We start from the raw sequence: 16,151 nt of genomic DNA, 5'->3' as shown, positions 1-16,151 counted from the left end.
TCAGCCGGCCAGTGCGTCGCGGACCGTTGTCGGAGCGGTCGTCATCGCGGACTCGAACGCCGCCGCCCGGTGCGAGCGGCTCATGAAGTGGGCGCCCAGGCCCGCGAGGTCGGTGGCCGTGGGCAGGATCGGCACGACGGTGGTCCCGCGCGCGCGGACGGCCTCGATCTCTGCGGCGAGGCCCGCCGACATCGGGCGGCGGAGCAGCCGATGCTCCACCACGCCACCGGTCCCGGGGACACGGACGCCGGGCGCCGAGGCCATCGGGGCGATGACGTAGATCCGATCGGCGTCCTCGGGCGAGAGCAGATCCACTGACGCGGTCGAACTGATACCGCCGTCGACAAAGATCCGGTTCCCGATGGGGACCGGCGTCATCCACCCGGGAGTCGCCCAGGAGGCGCGGAGCGCCTCACTGACGGTGGCGAACGGCGCGCCCGGTGCGCCGAACACGACCCGCTCACGGGCCAGGATGTCGTAGGCGACCATCCGGGCGGCGGGGTGGGGCAGCCAGGCTCCCACCTCGAAGCCCTCGGCCAGCCGCTGCAGCCATCCCATGTCGCCGCGCCCGGTGGGCGCCATGACGGTGAAGGCGGCCAGACCCGAGTGCGTGCGCTGCAGGCCGGAATTGAGCAGGGGTGGCCGGGGCATGGGCGGCCTGCTGGCCGGGGTGGACGCGATGTGCTCACGGAGCCGGCGGTCGTGTGCCCGGCCGCGTTGCATGTCCACCAGCTCGTCGACGCCGACGCCACCGGCCAACAGGGTCACCAACTCCGCCCCGGACGAGGTGCCCTGGAGGACGTCGGCGTTCCGGGGGTCGATGCCGGTCTGCTCGGCGAGGGCGAGCAGAGCCGCGATCGCCCACGCGCTACCGATCGTGCCGCCGCAGCCGATGACGATGGCGGTCCGGCTCATCCGGGGCCTCCTGAAGTGAGACGTGATGGGGTGGTCGGCTCCGTCTCCGGCGCCGCGAGCAGTCAGTCCTGGGGTTCCAGCAGGAAGACGGGAATGGTCCGCTCCGTCTTCTCCTGGTAGTCCCGGTAATCGGAGTACACCGCGACCGCCCGCTGCCACCATAGATCGCGTTCCGCGCCGGTCAGCTCCCGAGCCGTGAAGTCGCCGACCCGGTCCTTGTCCCGCACCTCCACGTGGGGGTCAGCCGTGATGTTCCAGTACCAGACGGGATGCGTGGGGGCGCCGCCCTGGGAGGCGACGGCGGCGTACGAGCCGTCGTGTTCGACTCGCATCAACGGCGTCTTGCGCAGTTTTCCCGACTTGTTGCCGACCGTGGTCACGATGATCACGGGGATGCCGGACAGCTCGGAACCCGAAGCCCCGTCGCTCTTCTCGTACTGCTCGACCTGATCCCGCACCCACTGACTGGGGCTGGGTTCATACTCACCGGTCAACGGCATGGGGACCCCTGTTCCTCGGTAGCGTCCTGCGCGGACGGTCAGCTGTTGTTGAATCTACGCTTAGTCCGGCTACCAACGAGTCGGTGAACCGCCGGATCGCCGTCACCACCGCCAGGTAGCGCACCGACTGCACCGCGTCGAACCCGTACTGCGCACCCGGTAGCTCGGCGTAGATCACGGGATTCGGGGACCCACTCCGCAGGTGCCGCACCAGCCGGCGTGAGCCCCTCACCGGCGTGTATACGTCGGCGGTGCCGTGGATGACGAACATCGGGGGTGCGCCCGCGGCCGGGTGGCGGACCGGGTCGGAGACGTCCTTGGTCGCGGCGCCCAGGCGCCCGTAGTAGCCATAGAGCCCGATCGCGCCCGCGAGGGTCGTGTCGGTGTGCTCGAAGCCCGGCTGGTACCGCGGGTCACCGGCGGTCAGCGCGGTCATCATGGCGATGTGCGCGCCGGCCGAGCTGCCCGCCACCACGATCGGGGCGTCCGCCGGGATGTCGACCCGCGGGCCCTCGGTCCGGATCCAATGGATCAGCCTCTTGACGTCCACCAGATGCTGGGGGAAGCCCCCTTCCGGCGTGGGGGACAGGTGGTAGGTGGTGCTGATCGCGGCCCAGCCCCGGAGCGCGTGGTCGAACAGCATGGCCCGGGACTCCCGGCTCGGCCCGCCCGCACGGAAGTGCCCGCCGTGGATGTGGATGAGCACGCCCCGAGTACGAGCCCGATCGCGACCTCGACCGGTGTAGAGGTCGAAGCGGTTCGCACGCGGCTCGGGCCCATAGGTCAGGCCCTTGCGAGCCTCGACGCCGCGGGGCCGGAGGGGCCACGGCTGGAAGAGCGCCGTGAGCCACGGCGTGCGGTGACGGGTGGCAGAACCCGTCGTCGTCCCGCCTGCTGACACCCGTGCCGTCCGACCTGTCGGCGTGTCACCGGCGCCGCCCGCCCGCACCGGCTCGTCCCGCGCGGATTCCTGCCGCGCGGATTCTCCCCGCGCGGACTCCTCGAACGCGCAGTCCAGCGCGCGCTGCGCAGCGACGTGGCGGGCGAGCAGCGCGATCAGGCCCGCGCAGATCACCACCGCCATCCCGGTGCCCACCAGGTCCGCCGTGGTGACCTCCCCGTGGGCCAGCGCGACGCTCGTCGCCACCGCGGTGTAGATCCCCACGTGCAGCGGCAGCTCTTGGGCGGGGAGACCGACCACCCAGCCCGCGGTGGCCACGGCGAACGGCCTGCGGATCGGGGTGAGCGCGAATGCCGTCCAGAGGGCGGGCGGGATGAGGAGCAGCGGCAGCACGGGTCACGCCTCCGGGTGGGGTGAACGTTCCCAGGCGGCGACGGGGCCGGGGACCAGGTCGAACATCGGGTGGGGCCGCGGGTCGGTCAGCCGGTCGAGCCACGCCGGGTCGCGCACCTCGACCTTGGCACGCAGGTGCTGCCACTCCAGGGCCAGTTGCCCGTCGGTCAGCTCGAGGCGGTCGTCGCCCGCGGGCAGGGCGACCCGGGTGCGGTCGAAGCGATACCCGCGGGCATCGGCGGCGTCGGCGAGGCCGTGGAGCCAGGTGGCGATCCCGGCGACCGGGTCGCGCATTGTGCGGAAGCGCTCCAGCTGCGGGTGATGCCTATACCCCTTGGTGAGCCCGCGGAGTACCTTCTGAGCCAGCAGCCCCTCGCGCCACCCGGCGACCAGCGCGGCGCGGTCGAGCAGGTCGGGATGGATGCTCCACAGGCGCATCCGGCGAGTATAGGGCGGCCGCAGAATGGCTGATGGGCGTGGCGGTTGGGCGTGACGGATGCGCGTGGCGGAGGGGCGTGGCGGCGGCTCGCTGCGGAGACGAGGGAGACCGAGATGACGACGACGACAACGCCAACACTCGCGGGCGTGATGGCGGAGCTCGCCTCGCTCGAAGACCCGGGGATCCGGGAGGTCAACCAGCGGCACGGCGACGACCACGCCGTCAACCTGACCAAGCTGCGCGCGGTGGCCAAGCGTGTGAAGAAGAACCACGACTTCGCACTACAGCTGTGGGGGACTAGTGACTCGGCGGCACGTCTGCTGGCGCTCCTGATCTGCCGGCCCAGGGAGTTCACGCCCGCCCAGTTGGACGCGATGCTGCGCGAGGCGCGAACCCGGAAGGTGCACGACTGGTTGGTCGGCTACGTGGTGATGAAGGGCCCGCATTCCGAGGAGCTCCGCGTGGCGTGGCTGGATGACGCCGACCCGGTGGTCGCCGCCGCCGGCTGGGCCCTCACCGCGGATCGTGTGGTCAAACGGCCCGAGGGCCTGGACCTGCCCGGCCTGCTCGACGTGATCGAGGCCCGGATGGCCAGCGCGCACGAGCGGCTGCAGTGGGAGATGAACACCTGCCTGGCGCAGATCGGGATCGAGAATGCGGACCTGCGCGGGCGAGCGCTGGACATCGGCGAGCGGCTGGGCGTGCTGCGGGACTATCCGACTCCGCCGAACTGCACCTCGCCGTTCGCCCCGGAGTGGATCGGCGAGATGGTGCGTCGCAAGGAGGGCTGAAGCCGCGGGCGGGCGCATCACCCGCGCCGACTACCGACCGCCTCCGCGAGCCGCCGCGCCGCCGCGCCGCCGGCGACCGTTAGCCCCGGCGGAGTCACTCCGTGCAGCCTTTGCCCAGGACGCTCGGCTGCGACGGGGGACTGGGTGACTCCACGCGGATCGCTCGTGGGGATCTGGTCGAGGTACCTGCACTGGTGGTCGAGATTCTTCACATCTGGTCGCGCTGAGTGCTCGGAACACGCTGCCGGAGCGTACGAGGTTTCGAGTAACCGGCTACGAATCTCGACCAGATCTCAACAGTCCTCGACTTTTCATCAGTCCTCGACCAAGCCCGCGGACCCGACGCTCGAGGAGGCGGCACGGCTCGCGATCGCAGCCCAGTACAGCTCGGCGTGGGCTGCGCGCACCGCGCTGTCCTCGGCATCGGCGGTGCGCGCGGGGACCGGCGGGCTCGCGAGGGCGGTCTGCAGGGCCCGGCGGAGCTCAGCGGCCCCGGGATGCTCGGGGTCGTAGGAGCCGGCCGGCGGACCCCACTGCTCGAGCAGGCACCCGACCTCTGGGATTACCGGCGGCACCCCCAGGTCGCGGCACAGTTCCAGCCATCCGGAGTGTGTTCCGTGGCGATGCGGCAGGACCAGGGCGTCGAACCCGGAGAGGGACTGGCACAGCTCGTCGTCGGTCAGTAGTTCGTGCGGACGGACCTCGACCTCCGCGCGCGTGGCCAGACGGCCCAACGCGAGCGCGGCCGCGTGGCGGGCGTGGCCGGGATCGCGGGCCGCGGCGAGGGCGTCCGAGCGCACCATCACCAACAGGTTCGCGCCATCGGGGAGAGCGTCCGCGAGCTGCGGCAGCAGGCCCTCGGCGGCGACGCCTGCGCGGAGCGAGCCCAGCACCACGCCCACGGTCTTCCGCTCGGCGGGGGCGTTGGTCGAGGTGGCTCGCTCGCCTTGCTCGGCTCGCTGGGGCCGGTCGGGTTGCCGGCCCCGTTCGTGCCGTTCGGAGCGCTGGAGTCGGTATGGCTCGGTGACCTCGGCAGGCATCAGCCGTGGATGCGGGATGACCTGCGCATCGACTCCCCAGAGCCGCCGGATCTCGGCTGCCGCGCCGGCAGTGAGGGTGATGACCGCACTGGCCCCGCGCACCAGATGCCCTGTCCGCTCCAGATGCGCGGCGGGGTCGGCCTCGTGCGGGTTGGTCAGGTCGTGCACGGTCACCACCAGCGGTAGCCCGCGGTCCCGCACGGCCGAGACGAACCCGGCCACCTGCCCCGGAGTGCGGTGCTCGTAGCCGAAGTGCACGTGCACCACGTCGGCGCCGTCGAGCACCTCGGGTCGACCGGCGGCCTCGAGAGCCGGATGCGGCCACCACCGGGACGGGTCGGCGGGGTCGAGCACAGGATCGGCGAGCACCAGCACCCCGGCTGCCGGGCCGACGGCGTGGCGGACGTAGTCGTGGCCAGCAGGGATGGACCGGACCCGGAGTGCGGGGCGGGCGACACGGGGAACTCGGGGAATCACATCGCCACCGTGCCAGGTCCGGTGGCCCCCGTCATCCCCGACCCCTACCGCCGCCGGCGCTGCTGGAGCCCTGACCTGCGGCGTCCCCTCCCGCCGGTTGCCGGCCCCCCGGGGCCTGCCTACGCTCGGCGCAGTGAAGACCCCCAGCGCAGTGAAGCCGGCCGGCGCAGTCAAGGCCCGGGCGAAGTGAGTACCGCCGACGTCCCCTCCGTCATGGTGATCGGCAACTGCCAGGCCGACGTCTACCGCGACCTGCTGCGTTCCGCTGACGGGGTCGAGGTGACGGATTTGCGGCCCGTGTACGAGATGACAGCCCGGGACGTTCCGGCGCTGCAGGCCGACCTCGCCCGGACCGACGTGCTGATCGTCCAACCCGTCCGGGACGACTACCGCGACCTGCCTCTCGGCCACCGCCAGCTCGCCGCGCAGCTGCCGGCCTCGGCCACCGTCGTGCTGGTGCCCGTGCTGCGGTACGCCGGGCTGCACCCGTACCAGGTGTTGATCCGGCCCCCACACGACCGCTCGCTGGTCCCGCCGATCGCCCCGTACCACGATCTCCGGGCGATCGTCGCCGCCGCGACCGGGGACCGCGACGTGCTGGACGCCGCGCCCGACACCACCCGGGCGCACGCTTCGGCGAACGAATCGGTTGAGGCGCTGCGGTCCCGCGAACAGGCCCACGGAACGCTGACCGCCTCGGACCTGCTCGCCGGCATCCCGCGCTGGCACACCATCAACCACCCGGACCGCCCCACCCTGGCAGAGGTCTTCGACCGCATCCTCGCCGAGCTGCCCGCCGGCATGATCGACCCCCCGCCCCGGATCGGGGACCGCGAACCGCTGGGCGCCACCCGGGCACCCGTGGACCCCGCCGTCGAGCGGGCCCTGGGCCTGCCGGAGACCGGCCCGCGCGACTGGCTGGTCGACGGCGTCGCCGTCCCCACCCGTCAGGTCGTCGATGCTCACCTGACTTGGTACGCAGCCACGCCGGGTGTGGTCGAGGAGGGGCTGCGCAGGCACGCCGCCCGCATCGAGCTCTTGGGCCTGATGTGACCACGCCGCCGACCACGCCGCCGACCACGCCGCCGACCGCACCGCCGACCGCACCGCCGACCGCACCGACGACCCTGCCGCTGACCATCGCGCTGGGACCGCCCGGGCACGGGGTGACCCGCTTCGCCGCCGAGTGCGCCCGCGCCGCCGGGGCCCCGCTGCTCGAGGTGGCGGACGTGGGTTCGCTGCCGGACGCCCTGGCCGCGCTTCCCACCACCCTGCCGACCCTCCGCCCGGCGACACCCCTCCACCTGCACGTCACCGATTCGCTGTTCGGGGCGACGCCGGACCAGGCGGCCGACGCGCTCGAGTCAACGGCCCGGGATCGCCCGATCGCCGTGACCCTGCACGACGTCCCCCAGCCGGCCGAGGGCGCCGAGCGGTGCCGTCGACGCACCCGGGCCTACCAGCGGATCGCGGCGGCCGCGGGCCTGGTCGTGGTGAGTTCCGAGCACGAGCGCACGCTCTGCCAGGCCGCGGGGATCGCCGTCGACGCGGTCATCCCCCTGCCCGTGCCGGACCTGCGCTCGCCCGACCGAGACGAGCCGACCCCGGACGCGCGGTCCGTGGGCGTGTTCGGTTTCCTCCACCCCGGCAAGGCGGTGGACCTGGTGGCGGACGCGGTCGCCGAGCTCGCCGCCGCCGGCGACCGGACCGTGACGCTCAAGCTCCTGGGCGCTCCCGCCGAGGGTCACGAGGACTACGTCCGCGACGCGGTGGACAGGGTGCGGTCAGCAGGGGGCCGAGCGGACGTGACGGGACGGATCGACGACGACGAGCTCGCCCGCGCGCTCGGTGAGGTGACGGTGCCCGTCGCCCTGTTCCGCAACGTCTCGGCGTCCGGCTCACTCAACACCTGGGCCGCCGCGGGCCGCCGCCCGCTGGTCAGCGACTCGGACTACACCCGCGAGATGGAGCAGCGGCGCCCCGGATCCCTGCTGCTCACCGACGGCGCCGACCTCCCGGGCGACCTCCGGAGGTTGCTCGACGATCCCGCGCCGACCCGCGTCGACGTGCCCGAACCCGGCCTGACCGAGCTCGGCCGGGCGTACCTGCAGGTGTGGGAACAGTGGTCGGCGTGAGTGTGAACCTGGCAACCGTGAACGCGGCAACCGTGGACCCCGCGACAGCCAAGCCCGTGACCGTGGACGTGGTGATCCCGTACTACCGGGACCAGCGGATGCTCGACCGGATCCTCGCCGCATTGCGCCACCAGACCGGACTCGCCGCGCCGCCGCGGGTGATCGTCGCCGACGACGGATCGCCCACCCCGCCGGCCGTCCCGGCCGGGGTCACGGTGGTCCGGCAGGACGATCGTGGTTTCCGGGCCTCGGCCGCCCGCCATCTGGGCGCCGGAACCGGGGACGGCGAGGTGCTGCTGTTCCTCGACGGTGACACCGTCCCCGGGCCCGATTACGTGGCCGCCCTTCTCGCCGCGCTCGACGGCAACCCGGACCTGCTGGTGGTGGGTCGGCGCCGGTACGGGCGGTTCGCCGAGCCGGTCGAGGACCGGCCCCGCGGGGACATCGACCTCGACTCCGATGTTCACGCGGACATCGACGCTGACACCCACGTCGCGGAGGTGCTCCCGGACCCGGACTGGCCCGCGGCGTTCTACGCCGAGACCGATGGCCTGACCCGCGGCGAGGGACAGTCGGGCGCGGGACTGTGGCGCGGCGTCCTGTCGGCGGTGTTCGGCCTGCACCGCCGGCTGTACGACGTGGCCGGCGGATTCGACCCCGACATCGTGGGCTACGGCGGCGAGGACTGGGACCTGGCGTGGCGCTGCGAACAGGTCGGTGGCCGGTTCCGCTACGTGCCCGAGGCCGTGGCCTGGCACGACGGCCCGGATTGGGGCGGCCGCGCCGGTGCGGGAGGAGAGTCGGACGACCCGGAGCACCTCGCGCAGAAGAACGCCGAGACCGCCCGGCTGGCCCCGCTCATCGCCAATCCGCTGACCCGGCCCGCGGGCGGGATCTTTGCCCTCCCGCTCGTCGCGGTACACATCCACGCCGCGAACGGCGGGGCCGGGTTCGCAGTCGCGGGAACCGGGGCGGTGGCGGCGACCTGCGCCTCGCTCCTGCACTGGGCCGACGTGGCGGTCACTGTCGACCCCGCCACCGCCGGCCGCGCCACCGCCGACCCCGCCACATCCGACGCCGCGGTGATCGCCGAGCTCTTTGCCGCCGACCCCCGGGTCAGACTCGACCCGCGTGGCCCGTGGTGGGAACCGGGGAGGGCGGGGGCGGGTCCTCGTCGTCGTCCAGAGGTCCTGGTCGACATCCACCGTCCCTGCACGCTCGGCGCGCTGGGCCTCCAGCGGCTCCGCGAGCTGTGCCCCTCGGTGGGGAGCGTGACCCTGGTCGACGAGGGCCGCGTCCTCGCGCAGGTACGCAGCTCGCGCGCCCTGGCCCGCGAGCAGGTGTGGGGTGTGAGCCCCGGCGCGACGGCCGGGATCCCGGCGTCGGAGGTAGGGGTCAGGCCTCTCGGTGCGGACGGCGCGGGGGTGAGACTCGAACGCGTTCTGGGCGGTTGGTGACATGCCTGGTCACTCGGCTGGTACCCCTCCGGTGGCGGGTGGCCCCCCGGGGGGCCACCATCGTAGATTCTGGAACAACTGGATCAGCCGGAACGGCCGAGACTCGAGGGGGATCGTGGGCGCCCAGAACAACGAACCGTTGGACATCGCGGTGATCGCGCCGTCGCGCTTCCCCATCCGGGAGCCCTACGCCGGCGGCCTCGAAGTGGTGGTGGCCAAGGAGGTCAGAGCCCTGCGTGAGCGCGGGCACCGCGTGACGCTCTTCGCCGCCGAGGGAAGCGACGGCCACGAGCCACGGTTCGAGTTCACCACGATGGCCTCCGCGGCCGGGTTCGGCGACAGCTTCTACCCCCCGGGCGGGTACGAGTCCGACGCCGCCGAGTTCCACCGGTTGATGGATCACCTGGCCGTGTCGCAGTTCGACGTGATCCTCAACCACAGCCTCAGCCACGTTCCCCTGCTCCGGGCCGTTGACGTGGGCGCGGAGATCATCACCACGCTGCACTGTCCGCAGTTGAGCGCGATGCAGGAGGCCTTTGACCAGCAGGGTTCGGCTGCGGGCCGGGTCCTGGCGGTCAGCCGCTCCGTGCTCAAGACGTGGCGGCTGCCCCGCGGCGCCGAGGTGATCCCCAACGGGGTGGACACGCGGATCTGGCGGCCGCAGCCACATCTCCAAGCCGCCGAGTCCCAGTCCCCGCGTGGTGCTGCCGAACCGCCGCGCGCGGTGTGGAGCGGGCGGATCGTGCCGGAGAAGGCCCCGCACCTGGCGGTCGACGCGGCCCTCCGCGCCGGGCTGACCCTCGACCTGGCCGGGCGCATCGGCGACAACATCTACATGCGTGAAGTCCTGGCACCGCGCCTGCGTCGCGCCGGGAACGCCGTCCGCGTGCACGGGGCGCTCGGTTGCGACTCACTCGTCCCGCTGGTCGCCGGAGCATCGGTCGCGCTGGTGACCCCCTGCTGGGAGGAGCCGTTCGGACTGACCGCGGTCGAGGCCCTGGCCTGCGGCACCCCGGTCGTCGCGCTGGCCCGCGGTGGGATCCGCGAGATCCTCAGCGGCCAGCCGGGCGTCGTGCTGGTGGAACCCGGACGGGACCCGGCCTCCGGGCTGGCCGCGGCCATCCCCACCGCCCTGACCCGGGATCGGGCGGCCACCGCGAGGGCCGCCGCCGCGACGTTCTCCCACGAGACCCGGATCGACCGGGTGGAAGCCCGGTTGCGTGGGCTGCTCGTCGGGGCGGCCTCGTGATCGGTGTCTACGCCCACCACCACGGCAGCGGACACCTCCAGCGGGCTCTGGCGGTGGCCGCGACCGTCGACGACGAGGTCACCATCCTGACCTCCGCCCCGGTCCCGCCGGAGTCCAACCCGGACCCCGACCGGATCCGCGTCCTGCCACTCCCGCTCGACCACGACGGGAAGGGTGTGCTGGCCGAGGCCGTCGACCCGGCCCTCGAGCGCGCCGCCGACCGGACCCTCGAACCGACCGCCGGCGGTCGCCTGCACTGGGCCCCGCTCGGCCATCCGGGGCTGCGACGGCGGACGGCACTGCTCACCGAGTGGATCGACCGCAACGCCCCGTCCGTCATGTGGACCGACATCTCGGTCGAGATCACCCTGGCCGCCCGACTGACCGGGACACCCGTGGTCTCCACCGTGCTCCCGGGCCTCCGCGACGACGCCCCACACGCCCTGGCCCACGGGGTCTGCTCGGCGCTGGTGGCCGGCTGGCCGCGCTCGGCGGGAGCGCCCGTTCCCACCGGCGCGAGCCGGCCGCTCGTCCCCGTCGGCGGAGTCTCCCGGTTCGCCGGCCGCGACCCGGACCCGTCCGCCCGGGGACACGGCCGGCCCCGCGTGCTGCATCTGCAGGGCAGCGGCGGCGACGGCCGGGACGCCCGGTGGGGCGCCGTCCGTGACCAGTTCCCCGACGTGGAGTGGGTCGAGCTCGGCGGCCCCGGCGGCAGGTGGGTGGCCGACCCGTGGTCCGAGCTTTGCCGCGCCGACGTGGTGATCAGTGCCGCCGGCCAGAGCTCGGTGGCCGACCTCGCGGCCGCCGATGCCTACGTGATCGCGGTTCCCGAGGAGCGGCCCTTCGCCGAACAGGACGCCACCGCCGCCCAACTCGAGCGCCTCGGTCACGGCGCGGTGGTCGGGCGGGGCGACCCCGCCCGGGAACTCGCGCGCGTCGTGCGACGGACCCTCGAGCGGTCACGGTCGGCCGCGGGCGCGGGCTCCGGCCTGCGCCGGGCCTGGGAGATCGACGGCGCGGCCGAGCGGCTGGCGGCGGTGCTCGCCACCGTTGCACTGGGGCCTGTCGCACTGGGACCTGTTGCGTCGGAGCCTGTGGCGCCTGGACCGGTGGCGCCGGTGACGGAAGCTGTGGCCTCGGCAGCGGCGGGCGGCCGATCGCGATGACGTCGCAGCGCGCGACGCCGCCGGTGGCCGTGGTGACCGTGTGCACCCCGGGCCGCGCGGAACATCTGCGCTCCCAACGACGGGCTCTGGCCGCTCACCTGCCCGGGGCCAGGCACGTAGTGGTGCTTCCCGAGCGGCCCGGCAGCGCGGAACTGGCAGCTGAGCTGTCCGCGGACGGGGCGATCACGGTGGAGATCCCGGCCGGACCCGACCTGCCGGTGGCCCGGTGCCGCAACCTGGGCGGGGATCGGGCGGCCGGGCTCGGTGCCGACCTGATCATCTTCCTCGACGTGGACTGCATGCCCGGCCCGGAACTCGGCGACCGCTACGCCGAGATCCCCGCCGGTGCCGTCGGTCTGGGTCCGGTCACCTACCTCCCCGAATCCGCGGGAGCGCCCGACCCGGCCGAGCTGGCCTCCTTCACCGACCCGCACCCGGCCCGACCGTTCCCCGCTCGCGGTCTGCAGCGGCTGGGGCGCACCGAGTTCGGCATGTTCTGGTCGCTGTCCTTCGCCCTGCACGGTGCCCTGTGGAAGAGGATCCGGCTGGAGTTCGGCGGGTTCGACGAGGTGTACACCGGGTACGGCGCCGAGGACACCGACTTCGGCCGCCGCCTGCTGTACCGGCGGATCCCGGTGGCGCTGGTCGGGGGCGCCCACGCCTATCACCGGTGGCATCCGGTATCCGACCCGCCGGTGGATCACCTGGAGGACCTGCTGCGCAACGGCGCGCACTACGCCGAGCGCTGGGGCGAGTGGCCGGCGCCGGGCTGGTTCGAGGAATTCGAGCGTCAAGGACTCGTCCGCCGCGACGGCGACGGGTGGGTGGCGGCGCCCATCGAAAAGACAGTTCCGAACGCATCGCCCGAGTAAGGGGTGCGCGGAACGCTCTTCTCGATGGCAGGCGAGCGGGCGCTGCAGGGCAGTGGCCCGCAGCGCCTGCGGGGTCAGCCCAGGAACGCCTGGTCGGACAGGGTGGCGCCCTTGATCTTGGTGAATTCGCGCAGCAGGTCCTGCACGGTGAGCTTGGACTTGGTCGCGGCGTCTGCCTCGTAGACGATCCGCCCCTCGTGCATCATGATGAGCCGGTTGCCCAGGCGGATGGCCTGCTCCATGTTGTGCGTGACCATGAGGGTGGTGAGCCCGCCGGTCTCGACGATCCGCTGGGTGAGCGTGGTGACCAGCTCGGCGCGCTGGGGATCGAGCGCGGCGGTGTGCTCGTCCAGCAGCATGATGCGCGGCTGTGTGAACCCGGCCATGAGCAGCGACAGCGCCTGCCGCTGACCGCCGGACAGCAGCCCGACCTTGGCGGTGAGCCGGTCCTCGAGACCCAGCTCCAGCATGGCGAGCTGCTCCACGAACTGCGCCCGGCGCTTCTTGCTCAGTCCCGGACCGAGCCCGCGTCGCTTGCCGCGCAGGAACGCCAGCGACAGGTTCTCCTCGATGGTGAGGGTGGGAGCGGTCCCGGCGAGCGGATCCTGGAAGACGCGGCCCACGTACCTGGCCCGCTTGTGCTGGGGCAGCCGGTTGACGTTCTTCCCGTCGATCTCGATGCTGCCGCTGTCGGCGATGAGCCGGCCGGATACGGCGTTGAGCAGTGTCGATTTGCCGGCGCCGTTGGAACCGATCACGGTGACGAAGTCGCCTTCGGCCATCGTGAGGCTGAGCTGGTTGAGCGCGGTGCGCTCGTTGACCGTGGCCGGGAAGAAGGTCTTGGACACGTCGGTGACGGTCAGCATCGTCACGCCTCCTTGGTGCCGGTCGCGGCGGCGTCGGCGGATTCGGGGCCTGCGTCGACGGCGGTCCCCGCGCCTGCCGATGCACGTTCGTTCGCGGCGCTCGTCGTCGTCGACCTCCGACTGAACCGTCCACCCACGCCCTTCCACCTGGGCGCCAGCAGCGCGATCACCACGAGTACGGCGGTGATGGCCTTCATGTCGTTGGGGTTCAGGCCCACCTCCAGTGCCACGAAGATGATGAGGCGGTAGAGCACGGCGCCCACGATCACGGCGAACACCGCGAGGATCAGCTTGCGCTGGCCGAGGATCGCCTGGCCCAGGATGACCGAGGCCAGGCCCACCAGGATGAGGCCGATGCCCATCGAGATGTCGGCGAACCCGGAGTACTGCGCGATGAGCGCGCCGCACATCCCCACGAAGCCGTTGGACAGGGCCAGCGTGAGGGTCTTGGTGAAGTCGGTGGAGACGCCCAAGGAGGAGATCATGGGGCCGTTGTCGCCGGTGGCGCGGATCGACAGCCCCAGGTCGGTGGTGAGGAACCAGACGACGACGAGGCCCAGCAGGACCACGACCAGCGCGAGGACGGCGACGCCGCCCCAGGTGCCGAGGATGCCCGCCTCCTTGAGGGGGGTGAACGCGGTGTCCCGACGCAGCAGGGGGACGTTCGCGCCGTCCATGATCCGCAGGTTGACCGACCACAGCGCGATCATGGTCAGGATGCCGGCCAGCAGGCCGTCGATCTTCCCCTTGGTGTGCAGGAGCCCGGTGACCGTGCCGGCCAGGAACCCGGTGACGAAACCCGCGAGGGTCGCGAGCACCGGGTTCCAGCCGGCGAGGATGGCCATGGCCGCGGTGGCGGCGCCGGTGGTGAAACTGCCGTCGACGGTGAGGTCGGGGAAGTTGAGCACACGGAAGGTCAGGTAGACCCCCAGCGCCATGACCCCGTAGATGAGGCCTACCTCGACGGCCCCGATCACTTGCGCTCAGCCTCGGCGAGGATGTCCTCGGGGATGGTGACGCCCTGACGCTCGGCGGCGGCCTCGTTGACGACGTAGGTGAACTCGGTCGCGGTCTCGATCGGCATGGTGGCCGGGTCGGCGCCGTCACGCAGGATGCGCAGCGCCATCTCGCCGGTCTGGCGGCCCAGCTCCGTGTAGTCGATCCCGAGGGTGGCGATGGCGCCGCCCTCGACGGTGCCCGACTCCGCGGCGATCACGGGAATCTTCTTGGTCTCGGCGATCTGCACGAGCGAGGAGATCCCGGAGACGATCATGTTGTCGGTCGGGACGTAGATCGCGTCGACGTCCCCGAGGGCCTCGACGGCCTGCTGGATCTCGTTGACCGTGGTTACGGTCTGGGTCTGGATCTCCAGGCCCAGCGGACCGGCGGCTTCCTTGGCCTGGTCCACCTGGACCTGGGAGTTGACCTCCCCGGAGGCGTAGACGATGCCGATGTTCTTGGCGTCGGGGACGATCTTCTTGAGCAGCTCGAGCTGCCGCTCGATCGGCGCTGCGTCCGAGGTGCCGGTGACGTTGGCGCCCGGCGCCTCCATGGAGTCCACGAGCTCGGCCGAGACCGGGTCGGTGACCGCGGTGAACAGCAGCGGGATGTTGATGATGTTCTGCGCCATCGCCTGGGCGGCCGGGGTGGCCACGGCCAGGGTCAGATCGAGGTCGTCGGCCGCGAACTGCTGGGCGATGGTCAGCGCGGTGGCCTGCTCGCCGTTGGCGTTCTGCTCGTCGAACTCCGCCTCCACACCGGCATCGGTGAAGGCCTGCTTGAAGCCCGCGGTGGCCGCGTCGAGCGCGGGATGCTGGACCAGTTGGTTGATGCCGATCTGGTAGCTCTCCGCGCCCCCGTCGCCCTGGGAACCGCCGCCTGAGCAGCCGGTGAGGACGAGCGCCGACGTGGCGACCAGTCCGGTGATGAGCTTCGCGCGAGTGGATGCCATGTGCCATGCCTTGTCTACGGTTGTCTGCGGTTGTCTGCGTTCGTCTGCGTCTCACGTACGAACATGAGGGGACGGATGCCTGAACGGTGCTGGCACATGAGGGTACTAGGTCTCACCGACAGGGTGACCCCGGACTCACCTGCCGGGCAGCTGTTCCGGTTCTGATTCCGCGAGATCGCGTTTCCAGGTCCGGAACCCCTCCTCGGTGCGGCCCCGGCGCCAGTAACCGGAGATCGAGGCGCGATCGGACGGGAGCCCGCGCTCCTTCCGCAGATAGGGGCGGATGTGCTTCATGACGGTCTCCGCCTCGCCGTGCACGAACACCTGGACGTCGCCTTGCGGCCACGCCATGCCGCGCAGGGCGGCGACGAGCGGGGCGTCGCCGTCGATCACGCCGTCGCCGGCAGCTGCGGAGGAGGCGCCGCGGTGCAGCCAGGTGATGTCGATCCCCGCAGGGGCGGTCAGGTTCAGCTCATCCGAGGGGCCGCCGACCTCGAGGAACACCGCACCACGCGCGTCGGCCGGCAGGGACTCCAGGGCGGCGGCGATCGCGGGGACCACGGTCTCGTCCCCGGCCAGCAGGTGGAAGTCGGCCTCGGGGTCGGGGCGGTAGCCCCCGCCCGGGCCACGGACCACGACGTCTGTTCCCGGGGCGACCGAGCGGGCCCACGGGCCGGCGACACCGTCGTCACCGTGGACGACGAAGTCGATCCAGATCTCCCGGGCCGCCGGGTCGACCCGACGCACGGTGTAGGTGCGCACCACGGGACCGTCCACGGAGGGCAGTTCGATCTTGACGTAGCTGTCGGTCTCCGCGCGGGCGGCGAAGGTGTCGAACCCCGTGCCGCCCAGGACCACCCGCACCAGATGGGCGCTCACGGTCTCCGTTCGGAGGACGGTGAAGGTGTTCGAGGGAGGGCTCTTGCGTTCGCGGGCCACGGGGGGACTCCTTTGTGTTAGGTGACCCTATCCTGCCAGGCGGTGCCGGATGTCGGACGG

Annotated in this window: 16 protein-coding genes; 7 read left to right on the top strand and 9 right to left on the bottom strand. The window is 72.3% G+C overall.

What is annotated here, in order from left to right; genetic code table 11:
• From R4P08_RS01560 to R4P08_RS01545, 4 genes are all read right to left on the bottom strand, one after another.
• Positions 1-915, bottom strand: coding sequence for a patatin-like phospholipase family protein (locus R4P08_RS01560; protein WP_317811989.1), 915 nt, complete (start codon positions 913-915; stop codon positions 1-3).
• Positions 916-977: 62 nt separating this feature from the next.
• Complete coding sequence (locus R4P08_RS01555) at positions 978-1,415, bottom strand: nitroreductase family deazaflavin-dependent oxidoreductase (protein ID WP_317811988.1); 438 nt, start codon at positions 1,413-1,415, stop codon at positions 978-980.
• On the bottom strand, positions 1,399-2,709 hold the full coding sequence (locus tag R4P08_RS01550; protein ID WP_317811987.1) for an alpha/beta hydrolase: 1,311 nt from the start codon (positions 2,707-2,709) through the stop codon (positions 1,399-1,401). Before R4P08_RS01550 ends, R4P08_RS01555 begins: the two co-directional genes overlap by 17 nt.
• Before the next feature lie 3 nt (positions 2,710-2,712).
• Positions 2,713-3,147, bottom strand: a complete 435-nt coding sequence (locus R4P08_RS01545; RefSeq protein ID WP_317811986.1) for a pyrimidine dimer DNA glycosylase/endonuclease V — start codon at positions 3,145-3,147, stop codon at positions 2,713-2,715.
• A 114-nt stretch (positions 3,148-3,261) separates the two neighbouring features.
• Here R4P08_RS01545 and R4P08_RS01540 point away from each other — a divergent pair, with 114 nt between their 5' ends.
• Positions 3,262-3,939: a DNA alkylation repair protein gene (locus R4P08_RS01540; protein ID WP_317811985.1), complete on the top strand. Its 678-nt coding sequence runs from the start codon at positions 3,262-3,264 to the stop codon at positions 3,937-3,939.
• A 314-nt stretch (positions 3,940-4,253) separates the two neighbouring features.
• Here R4P08_RS01540 and R4P08_RS01535 read toward each other — a convergent pair whose 3' ends face one another.
• Positions 4,254-5,456 carry a glycosyltransferase gene (locus R4P08_RS01535; RefSeq protein ID WP_317811984.1) on the bottom strand — a complete coding sequence of 401 codons (1,203 nt, stop codon included), beginning with the start codon at positions 5,454-5,456 and terminating at the stop codon, positions 4,254-4,256.
• A gap of 186 nt (positions 5,457-5,642) precedes the next feature.
• Between R4P08_RS01535 and R4P08_RS01530 the strand changes: the two genes are divergently transcribed.
• The 6 genes from R4P08_RS01530 (at position 5,643) to R4P08_RS01505 (ending at position 12,335) form a co-directional block, all read left to right on the top strand.
• Positions 5,643-6,509, top strand: a complete 867-nt coding sequence (locus R4P08_RS01530) for a WcbI family polysaccharide biosynthesis putative acetyltransferase (RefSeq protein ID WP_317811983.1) — start codon at positions 5,643-5,645, stop codon at positions 6,507-6,509.
• Positions 6,506-7,591 (top strand): hypothetical protein, encoded by a 1,086-nt coding sequence (locus R4P08_RS01525; protein ID WP_317811982.1) that lies wholly within the window; start codon positions 6,506-6,508, stop codon positions 7,589-7,591. Before R4P08_RS01530 ends, R4P08_RS01525 begins: the two co-directional genes overlap by 4 nt.
• A gap of 17 nt (positions 7,592-7,608) precedes the next feature.
• The gene (locus R4P08_RS01520) at positions 7,609-9,048 is read left to right on the top strand and encodes a glycosyltransferase (protein WP_317811981.1); all 1,440 of its coding nucleotides are present in this window, start codon (positions 7,609-7,611) and stop codon (positions 9,046-9,048) included.
• Between the two features lie 115 nt (positions 9,049-9,163).
• Complete coding sequence (locus R4P08_RS01515; protein ID WP_317811980.1) at positions 9,164-10,297, top strand: glycosyltransferase; 1,134 nt, start codon at positions 9,164-9,166, stop codon at positions 10,295-10,297.
• Positions 10,294-11,463, top strand: coding sequence for a glycosyltransferase (locus R4P08_RS01510; protein WP_317811979.1), 1,170 nt, complete (start codon positions 10,294-10,296; stop codon positions 11,461-11,463). The genes R4P08_RS01515 and R4P08_RS01510 overlap by 4 nt, the downstream gene beginning before the upstream one ends.
• Positions 11,460-12,335 (top strand): galactosyltransferase-related protein, encoded by an 876-nt coding sequence (locus tag R4P08_RS01505; protein ID WP_317811978.1) that lies wholly within the window; start codon positions 11,460-11,462, stop codon positions 12,333-12,335. Before R4P08_RS01510 ends, R4P08_RS01505 begins: the two co-directional genes overlap by 4 nt.
• Before the next feature lie 74 nt (positions 12,336-12,409).
• Here R4P08_RS01505 and R4P08_RS01500 read toward each other — a convergent pair whose 3' ends face one another.
• From R4P08_RS01500 to R4P08_RS01485, 4 genes are all read right to left on the bottom strand, one after another.
• Positions 12,410-13,201 (bottom strand): ABC transporter ATP-binding protein, encoded by a 792-nt coding sequence (locus tag R4P08_RS01500; RefSeq protein WP_317811977.1) that lies wholly within the window; start codon positions 13,199-13,201, stop codon positions 12,410-12,412.
• A 2-nt stretch (positions 13,202-13,203) separates the two neighbouring features.
• On the bottom strand, positions 13,204-14,178 hold the full coding sequence (locus tag R4P08_RS01495) for an ABC transporter permease (RefSeq protein ID WP_317811976.1): 975 nt from the start codon (positions 14,176-14,178) through the stop codon (positions 13,204-13,206).
• The gene (locus R4P08_RS01490; RefSeq protein WP_317811975.1) at positions 14,175-15,152 is read right to left on the bottom strand and encodes an ABC transporter substrate-binding protein; all 978 of its coding nucleotides are present in this window, start codon (positions 15,150-15,152) and stop codon (positions 14,175-14,177) included. Before R4P08_RS01490 ends, R4P08_RS01495 begins: the two co-directional genes overlap by 4 nt.
• 135 nt (positions 15,153-15,287) lie before the next feature.
• A complete protein-coding gene (locus R4P08_RS01485; protein ID WP_317811974.1) occupies positions 15,288-16,091 on the bottom strand; it encodes a siderophore-interacting protein in 804 nt (267 codons plus the stop codon).
• Positions 16,092-16,151: the final 60 nt, after the last annotated feature.

Origin of the sequence: Rhodococcus sp. IEGM 1408, from assembly GCF_033142235.1 — a bacterium.
Classification (GTDB): domain Bacteria; phylum Actinomycetota; class Actinomycetes; order Mycobacteriales; family Mycobacteriaceae; genus Dietzia.
Note: the sequence above shows the minus strand (reverse complement) of the source record. Positions and strands in the feature narration are given on the sequence as shown.

What these genes read in the sequence shown, in the direction of transcription:
- R4P08_RS01560 (WP_317811989.1), bottom strand. Translation starts at nt 915, where the DNA reads ATGAGCCGGACCGCCATCGTCATCGGCTGCGGCGGCACGATCGGTAGC.
- R4P08_RS01555 (WP_317811988.1), bottom strand. Translation starts at nt 1,415, where the DNA reads ATGCCGTTGACCGGTGAGTATGAACCCAGCCCCAGTCAGTGGGTGCGG.
- R4P08_RS01545 (WP_317811986.1), bottom strand. Translation starts at nt 3,147, where the DNA reads ATGCGCCTGTGGAGCATCCATCCCGACCTGCTCGACCGCGCCGCGCTG.
- R4P08_RS01540 (WP_317811985.1), top strand. Translation starts at nt 3,262, where the DNA reads ATGACGACGACGACAACGCCAACACTCGCGGGCGTGATGGCGGAGCTC.
- R4P08_RS01505 (WP_317811978.1), top strand. Translation starts at nt 11,460, where the DNA reads ATGACGTCGCAGCGCGCGACGCCGCCGGTGGCCGTGGTGACCGTGTGC.
- R4P08_RS01500 (WP_317811977.1), bottom strand. Translation starts at nt 13,201, where the DNA reads ATGCTGACCGTCACCGACGTGTCCAAGACCTTCTTCCCGGCCACGGTC.
- R4P08_RS01490 (WP_317811975.1), bottom strand. Translation starts at nt 15,152, where the DNA reads ATGGCATCCACTCGCGCGAAGCTCATCACCGGACTGGTCGCCACGTCG.